General features: G+C 36.6%; 10 protein-coding genes and 1 pseudogene. 3 read left to right on the top strand and 8 right to left on the bottom strand.

The features are described 5' to 3' along the window. Window positions 1–11 precede the first annotated feature (11 nt). The 3 genes from C237_RS0103130 to sufB all read left to right on the top strand — a co-directional run bounded on the left by C237_RS0103130 (window position 12) and on the right by sufB (window position 2,493). On the top strand, window positions 12–521 hold the full coding sequence (locus C237_RS0103130) for a hypothetical protein (RefSeq protein WP_018675039.1): 510 nt from the start codon (window positions 12–14) through the stop codon (window positions 519–521). 148 nt (window positions 522–669) lie between these two features. Beyond that, window positions 670–999: a HesB/IscA family protein gene (locus C237_RS0103135; RefSeq protein ID WP_026315460.1), complete on the top strand. Its 330-nt coding sequence runs from the start codon at window positions 670–672 to the stop codon at window positions 997–999. A gap of 30 nt (window positions 1,000–1,029) precedes the next feature. Then, the gene (gene sufB, locus C237_RS0103140) at window positions 1,030–2,493 is read left to right on the top strand and encodes a Fe-S cluster assembly protein SufB (RefSeq protein WP_018675041.1); all 1,464 of its coding nucleotides are present in this window, start codon (window positions 1,030–1,032) and stop codon (window positions 2,491–2,493) included. Window positions 2,494–2,570: 77 nt separating this feature from the next. On the opposite strand, the gene C237_RS0103145 is transcribed toward sufB, so the two are convergent. The 8 genes and pseudogenes from C237_RS0103145 to C237_RS14170 all read right to left on the bottom strand — a co-directional run. Then, a complete protein-coding gene (locus C237_RS0103145) occupies window positions 2,571–3,260 on the bottom strand; it encodes a response regulator transcription factor (RefSeq protein WP_018675042.1) in 690 nt (229 codons plus the stop codon). A gap of 4 nt (window positions 3,261–3,264) precedes the next feature. Continuing rightward, window positions 3,265–4,788 carry a sensor histidine kinase gene (locus tag C237_RS0103150; RefSeq protein ID WP_018675043.1) on the bottom strand — a complete coding sequence of 508 codons (1,524 nt, stop codon included), beginning with the start codon at window positions 4,786–4,788 and terminating at the stop codon, window positions 3,265–3,267. 495 nt (window positions 4,789–5,283) lie between these two features. Further along, entirely contained in the window at window positions 5,284–7,686 is a 2,403-nt protein-coding gene (gene porW / locus C237_RS0103155) for a type IX secretion system periplasmic lipoprotein PorW/SprE (RefSeq protein ID WP_018675044.1), read from the bottom strand. Window positions 7,687–7,737: 51 nt separating this feature from the next. Further along, the gene (locus C237_RS0103160; RefSeq protein ID WP_018675045.1) at window positions 7,738–8,310 is read right to left on the bottom strand and encodes a Maf family protein; all 573 of its coding nucleotides are present in this window, start codon (window positions 8,308–8,310) and stop codon (window positions 7,738–7,740) included. Window positions 8,311–8,375: 65 nt separating this feature from the next. Next, window positions 8,376–8,894, bottom strand: coding sequence for a KdsC family phosphatase (locus tag C237_RS0103165; RefSeq protein ID WP_018675046.1), 519 nt, complete (start codon window positions 8,892–8,894; stop codon window positions 8,376–8,378). Further along, entirely contained in the window at window positions 8,884–9,636 is a 753-nt protein-coding gene (locus C237_RS0103170; protein ID WP_018675047.1) for a Rossmann-like and DUF2520 domain-containing protein, read from the bottom strand. The genes C237_RS0103165 and C237_RS0103170 overlap by 11 nt, the downstream gene beginning before the upstream one ends. 235 nt (window positions 9,637–9,871) lie before the next feature. After that, window positions 9,872–10,791, bottom strand: a pseudogene (locus tag C237_RS12800) (IS982 family transposase). Window positions 10,792–10,936: 145 nt separating this feature from the next. Next, a partial coding sequence (locus C237_RS14170) for a transposase (RefSeq protein WP_026315462.1) occupies window positions 10,937–11,132 on the bottom strand: 196 nt, incomplete at its 5' end.

Here is an 11,132-nt window from a genome sequence, read left to right on the forward strand (position 1 = left end):
TAGGGTTTTTTATGAATTATCATCAGTTTTTATTTCACCTCAACGCTTACAAGCGGCATCAGCAAATTTTAGATGCGGCTTATTTTGTCATTCGCAGTTTTGGATTAGAACATCCCAATTTTGCGGGGTTCGCCTTTCGAGAGGAAATGGATACTAAAACCATTCTGCTTACTGCCGAAGGACATTTAGGAACTCCCATCAAGGTGAAAATCCCTAGAAACCTCTTCGACTTTAATATCAATTTGGTACTTAATTTATTAGCTCACGAAATGCTTCATGTTAGGCAAAAGTCTAAAGAAAGTTTGGTTGAAGATAAAAACGAACGCGAGTTTCAAGCCTATTATGAAATGTTATTTCATGAAGTATTTCCACAAATTTCTGATGCTCCAGAATTTAACCAAAAACAATTTGCGGAAAAAGCGTTAGAATACTATCGTAGAATGGGCGAAGGTTCGGTACTTCAGCAGAAATACCTCGATCAAAAACAAAAAATAGAAGCTTTACAAGCCCAATGGATTTAGGCGTTCATTAACCTTATCCCAAAACTCGGCGGACTCATTTTCATTGATTTAAGTTATCGTTGAAATAGAAAGGGAATGTTTGCCCATCCATAAATTAGTTCGTATTTTTGCAAATCAAAAGAAAATCAATTCTAAATTAATATTAATAGTGATAAAAGTTTCAGATCAAGCCAAAAGCAAAGCCATACAACTGATGACGGAAGATGGATTTAACCCTGATACCGACTACATCCGTGTGGGCGTAAAGAGTGGTGGTTGTAGCGGTTTGGAGTATGTGTTGAAGTTTGACAACCAAAAGAACGACACCGACCAAATCTTTGAAGACAACGGCATCAAAATTTTGGTGGACAAAAAATCTATCCTCTACCTTGCAGGAACCACTTTGGAATATTCTGGAGGTCTTAATGGCAAAGGTTTTATCTTTAATAATCCTAATGCTGCTAGAACTTGCGGATGTGGAGAGAGCTTTTCCCTTTAACCCTATTTTTCACCTAATTACTATAACATAATGTCAAAATATACTGAAGACGATTTAAGAGAAGATCTTAAAAATAAAGAATACGAAGCAGGATTCTATACCGATATCGAATATGAAGATTTCCCAACAGGACTAAATGAAGACATCATCCGCGCCATCTCTCAAAAGAAAGAAGAGCCAGAATGGATGACGGAATGGCGTTTGGAATCGTTTCGTATTTGGCAAAAAATGGAAGAGCCAGATTGGGCAAACATCCAATATGAAAAGCCCGATTTCCAAGCGATAAAATACTACGCGGCACCAAAGAAAAAACCTGAAGTCTCTAGCCTAGACGAAGTAGACCCAGAATTATTAAAAACTTTTGAAAAACTAGGAATTTCCTTAGATGAACAAAAAAGATTAACTGGGGTTACCGATAGCAATGTGGCGATAGATGTGGTGATGGACTCAGTTTCAGTGAAAACCACTTTCCAAGAAACGCTTAAGGAAAAAGGCATCATCTTTTGTTCTATTTCAGAAGCGATTAAAGAATATCCCGATTTAGTAAAAAAATATATCGGAAAAGTTGTTCCTAGAGGCGATAACTTCTATGCTGCACTCAACTCTGCGGTATTTTCAGATGGTTCATTTTGTTATATTCCAAAAGGGGTAAGATGCCCTATGGAACTATCCACCTACTTCCGAATCAACCAAGCGGGAACAGGGCAATTTGAAAGAACTTTAGTCATTGCCGATGAAGGCAGTTATGTATCTTACCTAGAAGGCTGTACAGCACCATCTAGAGACGAAAATCAGTTGCACGCTGCCGTAGTAGAACTTATCGCAATGGACAATGCCGAAATAAAATATTCTACCGTACAAAACTGGTACCCTGGTGATGAAAATGGTAAAGGTGGCGTGTATAACTTCGTAACAAAAAGAGGGCTTTGCGAAAAGAACGCTAAAATTTCTTGGACACAAGTAGAAACCGGTTCTGCGGTAACTTGGAAATATCCAAGTTGTATATTAAAAGGCGACCATTCTGTTGGCGAGTTTTACTCTATCGCCGTAACCAATAACCACCAATGGGCAGACACGGGAACTAAAATGATTCATATTGGTAAAAACACCAAGTCTACCATTATTTCTAAAGGCATTTCTGCGGGAAAATCTAATAACTCTTATAGAGGTTTGGTTAAAGTAATGCCTTCTGCGAAAGGAGCTAGAAACTTTTCACAATGTGACTCTCTATTAATGGGTAACGAATGTGGCGCACACACTTTCCCTTATATCGAAATAAAAGATCCTACGGCTCAGCTAGAACACGAAGCCACAACGAGTAAAATTGGGGAAGACCAAATTTTCTATTGTAACCAAAGAGGTCTGGATACAGAAAAGGCTATCGCCCTTATCGTCAACGGATTTAGTAAAGAGGTGCTTAACAAACTTCCGATGGAGTTCGCTATAGAAGCACAGAAGCTATTAGAAATTAGCTTAGAAGGTAGTGTAGGGTAAACCTAAACTTTAGTTTATAAATTAAAAAGCCATTTCAAGATTATGAAATGGCTTTTTTAATATAATGACTTAGATAATTAATTCTTAACTAATAACCTAAAGCCTTCCCCATGGACATTGATGATTTCTAAACCTTCGTCTTCCTTTAGTAGTTTTCTAAGTTTAGCAATATACACATCCATACTTCTAGCGGTAAAATAGTTTTCCTTTTTCCAAATTTTTCTTAGTGCCAAATCACGAGGCATAAAATCGTTACGGTGTAGGCATAATAATTTGAGTAGTTCATTCTCTTTTGGGGAAAGTTTATAATCTTTATCGTGGACTTTAAGCTGTCTTAGCATAGAGTCAAACTCTATATTGCTAATGCTAAATTGTTCTTGCTCTACCTCTTCCTCCAGACTAGCACTTCTCGAAAGAATGGCTTTTATTTTGTAAAGCAATAGCTCTGTATCAAATGGTTTGGTAATATAATCATCTGCCCCGAGTTGATAGCCTTTTAAAATATCTTCTCTAAGATTTCTCGCGGTAAGGAAAATGATCGGGACATTTTTACCCAATTTTTTCACATCTTCTGCTAGGGTAAAACCATCTTTTTTCGGCATCATCACATCAAAAATACAGATATCAAAATCGTTATCGGTAAATTCTTGTAAGCCTTGCTCCCCATCGGTGGCTAGGGTAACATCAAAATTGTTTATCGTAAGATAATCTTTTAATACCGCTCCGAAACTTTGGTCGTCTTCTACTAATAATATTCTATTACTCATATTCTTATTTTTTATTTGTTAAACCCATGGGTAGCTTAATGATAAAGGTGCTACCCTCCCCTTTCGTGCTTTCTACACTAATGCCGCCTTTGTGCAGCTCTACAATTTTTTTAACATAAGATAAACCTAAGCCTTGCCCTTTTACATTATGAATATTTCCCGTTTCTTCTCTAAAGAATTTTTCAAAAATTTTCTGTTTGTTTTGTGGCTCCATCCCCATTCCTTTATCCGAAATAGAAATGATATAATAATTTCCTTCATTTCGCGTAGAAATTTTAATTTCTGGGGCTTCTGGGGAATATTTATTGGCATTATCCAATAGGTTAATCAAAGTATTGGAAATATGGAATTCATCTACTTTTAGATGGTAACGGTGGGCTTGGAAATCTTCGGTCAATGTTCCACCCCTTTCATTTACAATAAGCCTTACAGAATTCGCGATATTACCAATTAAATTTTGCATATCGGTTTCTTTTAGGAACAGTTTCATTTCATTCCGTTCCAGTTTAGACATATTAAGCACATTTTCCACTTGCTTTTTCATCCTTAGATTTTCCTGTTTTATCAACCCCGAATAGAATTTTACCTTTTCTGGATCCGTAGCTATTTTATCATTAGCTAGGGAATCTGTGGCTACGGAAATGGTAGCTAATGGGGTTTTAAACTCGTGAGACATATTGTTCAAAAAGTCGGTTTTTACTTCCGCTATTTTCTTTTGTCTCAGCATATAGTTGATGGAAATGATATAAATAAACAATATCGTAAGCAGAGATAGTACCGTCCCAAACAGCATCGGCAAGTTATTCTTCATTAAAGAATAGTTTTTACTCGGAAAAATGAGTGCCAAAGAGTATTGCAGCTGATCTTTGGCATCCCGAAACAAAGGGTAAGTATACAGCGCATGGTCTTGGTCTTTATCTGCCGCAAAACCTTGACTGGCAATAGTCGTCAGTTGATGGTTTTTATTATAAACTGCATAACCAAAATCTGTATTCAACCCTAGAGATGCCAATTCCTTAGAGACGATAGAATCTATCGTTTTACCATTCACTCGTTTTTCTATGGGCAAATTATTGGCATTCAACTTAGCAAAATCTTTAAAAGTATAAGAATTATCATTAATCTCTTGGCTGAGCTTAGTCGTCAAAAGTTCGGTACTATTATTTTTAATTCTATAAATCCCCTCATCGGTATAGATTTTAAAGCGTTCCAGCGTATCCCCTTTAGTAGACACAGGTATTTTCTGTGGTTCAATGACACTTCTACTAAACGAAATCAGTTTTTTATCCGCAGAATCGGTAATTTGTTTAATGATGTTAAGGGTGGGTTTGTCCTTATTTTCCTTTACCGAAGCTAGTAAATCCTTGTTTTGGTCTAATATTTTTTGAATTTCGAGGTCGGCTATTTTTTGAGTAGAATGCTCTAAGGCTTGCTCTACTTTGGAAGAAAATTCTTGCTCCATAGAGGCATAGTATTCTTTAAGCCAATAGAATTGGAAACTCACGAAAATCAAAAGGGAAATCGTCATGAGTATAGAGATGATAGGGATAAATTTATTCCGCACAAGTTTTGGTTTTGAAATGTTAAAATTACAATTATTTTATTTTCTACAAAATTGTTTAACGCTTTTTTTGATTTATAAATGTTAAAACTATGATTTTTAACAAAATATTATGAAGAAGTAAATCATAAAAGGAAAATTATAGATGATAAATGAAGTTAAAAGTGTTGAGTGATGAAGGTTGAGTAACTTACTACTTATATTTAGGGCGAGTGTTAATAAGCGGTGTTACCCTGAACTGGTTCCAGGGTCTGTCTATTATAACGACAATATAAATAGATTTAGTTTCTTTTGAATAAATTAATAGCTTTCTCTTGCTAAGGAGGCAAGATGACACGGATACGCCGTCCATAGTTTTTTAAGGCTAATTCTCCCCCTCAATAATCTTATTTTCAATAGCTTTATACATTAGTATATCAGTACATTAGGTACATTGATACACTATTACATCAGTACAACTCTCTACTGCGGTGGTAATTTCCTATCAGGCACTTGTTGCTTTGGCATATTGTTAAAACCAGGATGGTCTGGTGGTGGTAACTGTTCCACTGCGGGGTCTTCATTTACTTGTTTAGAAAGTTTTTGAACTCTTTTAGGAGCTTCTTTCTCTTCTTTAGGACTATCCAAATCGCTCTTTAAAAAGTGTAACAGCTCTTTAGCTTTTTCACCTTCTGGCAGTCTCTCATAGTTCAGCGCAATCTGTTGCAGTTGCAAAATCATGATTTCTTTCCCCGCTGTTTTGCCCGTATTATAGGCATTCAATAAAGAAAGTTTAGGAACTAAAGCATCTTTAGGATATTTTTCAATAGTGGATTCTATCAGTTGTTTGCTTTCCTCGTATTGTGCATTCGTGTATAAATCAAATGCTTTTTTATACGCCGTTTCTACTTCTGGAATAGGCGCACTTAATGTCTCTCTTTTTGGATTTTTTACAAATTCCGCATAGTGTGTGTATGGAAAATCTCTTAAAATCAATTCTTTAGCTTGATTTGCCGCTGCCTCATTCTTACCATAATTAATAGAAAAGGCTTGGTATAAGGCTTGTAGCTTCACTTCTTCCTCAGGGTTTTGGGCGACTAAATCCATTAAAGTTTTAGTTGCTAAAGGCGTATTAGAGAAATAGTCCTCATACATTATCCCAAGTCCTAGCAATGCCGTATCTCTGTCCTTTTTTAGTTGGGCAATCGCTTCGGTATCGGTAGGGATTTGTTCTATATAAAATGAAGTTTCAAAGCGGCGTGGATTTTTCACTTCTGTTTTCCCTAGTGCTTCATTTTTAGCATCTTCTATGGTATTGGTTTTTGCAGAATATCGCCAATTGTCCGCTAAAGCACGGTCGCCCCAAATCTGTTTAAAGTTAGCCTCGCCTTTTGACACCGTAGAGGCGTTAGCAAAATAAAAGCCTTTGGACTTACCCCCTCCAAAATCCATGAATCCCATAGGTTGGTTGGTGGTGGTTAATGAAAAATCTGCGGTGGCAAACCCTTTATCCGCCTCTTGCTTTTTGCGTTCGGCTTCTTCTTTCGCTTCTTGGGCTTTCAGCTTTTCAATATGTTGAGTAAAAAAGGCTTCCCGTTCTGGCACGCTCATTTTAGTCAATGCTAGAATACTATCGTTTTTCTTGATCAGGTAATAGTTTTTAGAAATCTTTTTAATATTTTTAGATAAGTTTTCTAACGTTTCCTTTTGCGGCTGATAAGTCATGGTAGATACGGCACTATCATAATAAGCCCCCGCAGCGATATAGTCGTCTTTTTCTAGGTATTTTTTTCCTATTTCGTAGTAGGTTAGCCCTCGGATTTGTCCATCGGACATCTTTTCCTTTAATGATTTTTCAAAAAACGCGTTGGCTTCGTCCTCTTTCCCTGCTTTTAGTGCCATTAGCCCTAACGCATAATAAAATTCATTTTTCCTAGATGCGTAGGTTCCTTTTTTAGCTATTTTTTCTAAGTATTGCTTTGCTCCTTCGTAGTCATCGGTTGTTCCATTAAAGGTTTTAGCAATTTCGATTTGAGATTTTACCTCAAACTCAAAGTTGTTGGATTTTTTATACGCAGTGGCAAAACTTTCTCTGGCTTCTTCGCCTCTGCCTAAATCGGCTAGAATTTGTCCTCTTAAAAAGGCAATTCTAGAGCGTAGATTTCTATTTTTATTAAAAGCATAGGCGTCTGCCAATTCGTCTACGGCAGCTTCCTTTTTACCTTCTGCCAACAAATTTTCTGCATAAAATGCACTGAGTAAGCCTTTATATTTTTTCGCTACCCCTTCATTTTTCAAACTGGTGAATAGTTCATCGGCTCGGTAGTAGTCTTCCATTTTGTAATACAATCTTGCTTCATAGATTTTGGCTAATGGCAAACGCTTATCCGATTTCATTTGGGACAATAGAGTATTAATGGCATCTAATGCCGAAAGATATTCGCCTTTGTACATTCGGGCTTTGGCGAGGATTAAGTAGGCATCAAATATAGTTTTGTTGCGTTCTACCCCATCTTTCATCACACTATGATTTTCAATCGCCTTTAGGGCTTTAGCTTCTGCAATTTCCAAAGTGCTTGCCCCTTTGCTTTTGGGTTTCGAGGCATTCATATCCCCACCAAAACTTGGTACAATATCGTTGCTTTCCCCCTCTACCGCCTCATCTTCATTGTCGTACATAAAGAGTTTGATATAGGGCTTATAATAATTTTCTTGATGGTTCTTTTTCCGATTGTTCAGTTCGCTTTCTAGCGCCTCTTTACCATTAAATAAAGTATTGTAGTAGGCTAGAAACCCATGCGTCATTTTATTGGTTCGCTCTTTTTTTCTAGAGGAACACGCCACTGCTAACGCTAATATTGCTATAAGTAAACCGTATTTTTTCATGAATAATTAGATAACTATTAAAAGTCTATTTTATTATGCATCCCACCTAAATTATTTTGCATGTCCTATTAATTCTGATAGGGTACGATACACCAAATGCGTAGGCAACCCCATAATGGTATAGAAATTGCCTTGAATCTGCTTGATTTTCGACATTCCCAGCCAATCTTGTATACCATAAGCCCCAGCCTTATCCAAAGGCGCACAAGTTTTAATATAAAACGTGATTTCCTCGTCTTTCAGTTCATCAAAACTCACTTCCGCACTATCGGTAAGGGTAATGATGCCATCTACCGTTCTAAAACTAACGCCAGTATAGACCTTATGCGTTCGGTTAGACAGTTGCTGAAGCATGGTTTTGGCTTCCGCTTCCGAAGCTGGCTTTCCCAAAATGGTGTCCTCAACTGCCACGATAGTATCTGCCGTCAACAAAACTTCATTATTTTTTAATTCTGGATAGGCTTCTGCTTTTAGTTTAGAAAGATAGCCCGCCACTTCTGCTGTGGGCATAGTTTTGGGAAATACCTCATCACAATCTACCGAGACCGTCTTAAAACTAAATCCCAACTGCTGTAATAGTTCCTTCCTACGCGGCGACTGAGAAGCGAGATATAAATCCTTCATAACATAAAAATTGAATAGGCAATAATACTGATTAATAGCGAAAAATGCAATATTCCCAATCTACACTACACCGATTTCGTATCGTCTTCTACCCATTGATTTTGGGCTTTTAAGACTTGCTCTATCACTTCTCTTACTGCACCTTTACCGCCCTCTACTGGGGAAATATGCTGGGCTATGGCTTTTACTTCTGCCACGGCATTCGGCGGGCAAGTGGCAATAGCAGAGGCTTTCATCATAGGAATATCGGGTAAGTCGTCGCCCATTGTGAGAATCTCTTCATCTTTTAATTGATAGCGTTGTTTAAAGTCTTCGTAATCCTTTAATTTATCTGCCGACTTGGGATAATAATCTGTAACGCCTAAATATTGCAATCTGTTTTTAACCATAGGGTCCTCGCCCCCTGTGATGATGCCAATTTTATAGTCTTTCCTCAAGGCTTTGACTACAGCATAGCCATCTAACACATTCATCACTCGGGACATACTGCCGTCGGGCATTAGATAGATACTGCCATCGGTAAAGACACCATCCACATCGAATACAAAAGCTTTAATATTAGGAAGTTTGGTTTTATAGCTCATACATTTGTTTTATAGATTCGTTTATGGTTTCGTATAATTTTAATTGTTCTGGATTATGGATAAGTACTTTATGAAGTGCCAATACACGAGTGTCCTGCCTTACTGCTGGTCCCGTTTGGGCTTCTCTGGGTTCTAAATGATAAATTTTATCCGTAGTTTCTTCTATCAGAGGCAAAAAGTAATAAAACGGTACTCCCTGAGCATCGGCAATTTCTTTGGCTCTAGCATAAAGATGGTTTACAAAATTACAAGCAAATACCGCCGTGAGGTGAATGTATTTTCTTTTTTCATACTTTGCCTCCATGACCCTTGGGGAAAGGCGTTTGGCTAAAGATTTTAAAATTTCCAAATCCGAAGGCTTTTCTGCCTCGATAAAAAAAGGAATTTCGGTATAATCTAAAACTTTAGTTTTGGAAAAAGTTTGCAAGGGATAAAATACGCCTTTTCTATAACTTCCCTCCAGCACTTCCATAGGCATAGAGCCAGAAGTATGAACGACCAAAGCCTTATCGTTTGTGATTCGTTTTGATACCTCAGCAATGGCATCATCCTTTACAGCAATAATGTAGCAATCAGCAGACGCTAAGGTAGTCGTACTATAAGGAACTTGCGTTTGCTCAGAAATTTCTTTTAGGGCAGTTTCATTTCTTCCGAAGACTTGCACTATGGGAATCCCAGCTTCTGCAAAAGCTTTGCATAAATGATAGCTGACATTTCCCGAGCCTATAATTACCGTTTTCATCCTTTTCTATTTTTCCAAACAAAGGTAAGGATTTAGATTGAAAGCCATAATGTTCTCTATGTATTTATACTCTCTTCATTCAAAGGCTATTCAGAATATATAGTTTTAACTGCCTTTATGAAAGTTTAATTTCAGCAGGAATAAATTCAAAACTTCCTGTAAAATATTCGTACTTACCACATTTTATATTTATTAGTTGTCAAGTTTCACAACTAAATTATTAACCTGAGTTCGATTAATAAAACATAGCTAATTGATTAGTTTTTAGAATTTCATATTTTAATGATGGTTTTTTAGGAAGAAAGTGATAGGCAATAATTCCTGCCACTAAGTTGGTCATAAAATTTCCCATTGAACGATGTCGGGAGTGCTCAATTTGGCAAATGTTTTTTAGCTCGTCATTCACCGTCTCTATGATGGAGCGTTTTCTAAGCAAAATCTTGTCAGACATAGTCATAAGAGAGTTTTTCATGTTGTTTCGGATATTGGTAATGAGTTGGATACCATCCACAAAGAGTAATTGATTCAACTTTTCAGAGATGTAACCTTTGTCCCCAAATAGTTTACCGAAAATTTGCTTCAAAAAGCCTTCATTTTTCAGTGGTTCCCTATCGTCTACATTCGCCTGTGTTACGCAAAAACTCAATATCTCACCTTTATCATTAATGACCAAATGGAGTTTAAATCCGTGAAACCACCCCATGGTGGATTTACCTGTTGTAGCTAGGTCTTTGAATACTTTATTGCGTTTAATTCTTTTGTTTCCACATACTCTTATTGGCGTACTATCCACAAAAGAAATACCAGTACAATTTCCTAAAGCACAGGTTTTTGCAAACATGGTAAGAGCCATGATATTGGATTGCATAAGTTCTGTGAATCGGTTATAAGAGACCGTTTGAGGAAATTCCTGTTGCATATGCTTTTGAACATAGAAAATGTAAAAATGCTTAAAAGTTCTAAAGCCACTTAGATGGAAAAGGAGCATAATGGTGATCACTTCAGCGTTACTCATTTTGGGCTTCTTTTTGGGAGGCTTTCCGAGAGTAAAAGGTTGAGTGAATTTTTTCAAAATCATTCCAAAATTGACTACGCCGAACCTTCGGTTTCATCTACAATACAAAAAATATCCATAATTTTGTTGTAATTAATCATCAGAAATAGTTGTTAAAAATCTTGTTTTTAAAAGCTTAAAGATACATCTTTTTCTCTTTTTATGCAGATTATTTCTTGAAAATATCAATCGAAATCAGGTTTTTAATAAATTTTCTTATCAAAAAATGTATATCCGTTTTTATACCTAACTTCCTGTTATAGCAGCTATAATCACCCTATCGAATAATCGTTCTCCAAAATATCGCCTATTTAGCTTGTATACAAATTCATTTAAGTATAATTGAAGATATTTGCCTTTGATTTTGTGGTAATTACCTAACAAGTTTCGTTTCGCATTACTTATAAATATATGAACCCATCGCAATGTCTCCTTTGTGGTT

It is taken from the genome of Riemerella columbina DSM 16469, assembly GCF_000374405.1.
Classification (GTDB): Bacteria; Bacteroidota; Bacteroidia; order Flavobacteriales; family Weeksellaceae; genus Riemerella; species Riemerella columbina.

Excerpts from the sequence above, each read along its gene's own strand:
- C237_RS0103145 (WP_018675042.1), bottom strand. The coding sequence starts at position 3,260 with ATGAGTAATAGAATATTATTAGTAGAAGACGACCAAAGTTTCGGAGCG.
- C237_RS0103160 (WP_018675045.1), bottom strand. The coding sequence starts at position 8,310 with ATGAAGGATTTATATCTCGCTTCTCAGTCGCCGCGTAGGAAGGAACTA.
- C237_RS0103165 (WP_018675046.1), bottom strand. The coding sequence starts at position 8,894 with ATGAGCTATAAAACCAAACTTCCTAATATTAAAGCTTTTGTATTCGAT.
- C237_RS0103130 (WP_018675039.1), top strand. The coding sequence starts at position 12 with ATGAATTATCATCAGTTTTTATTTCACCTCAACGCTTACAAGCGGCAT.
- C237_RS0103150 (WP_018675043.1), bottom strand. The coding sequence starts at position 4,788 with ATGACGATTTCCCTTTTGATTTTCGTGAGTTTCCAATTCTATTGGCTT.
- porW (WP_018675044.1), bottom strand. The coding sequence starts at position 7,686 with ATGAAAAAATACGGTTTACTTATAGCAATATTAGCGTTAGCAGTGGCG.
- C237_RS0103170 (WP_018675047.1), bottom strand. The coding sequence starts at position 9,636 with ATGAAAACGGTAATTATAGGCTCGGGAAATGTCAGCTATCATTTATGC.
- sufB (WP_018675041.1), top strand. The coding sequence starts at position 1,030 with ATGTCAAAATATACTGAAGACGATTTAAGAGAAGATCTTAAAAATAAA.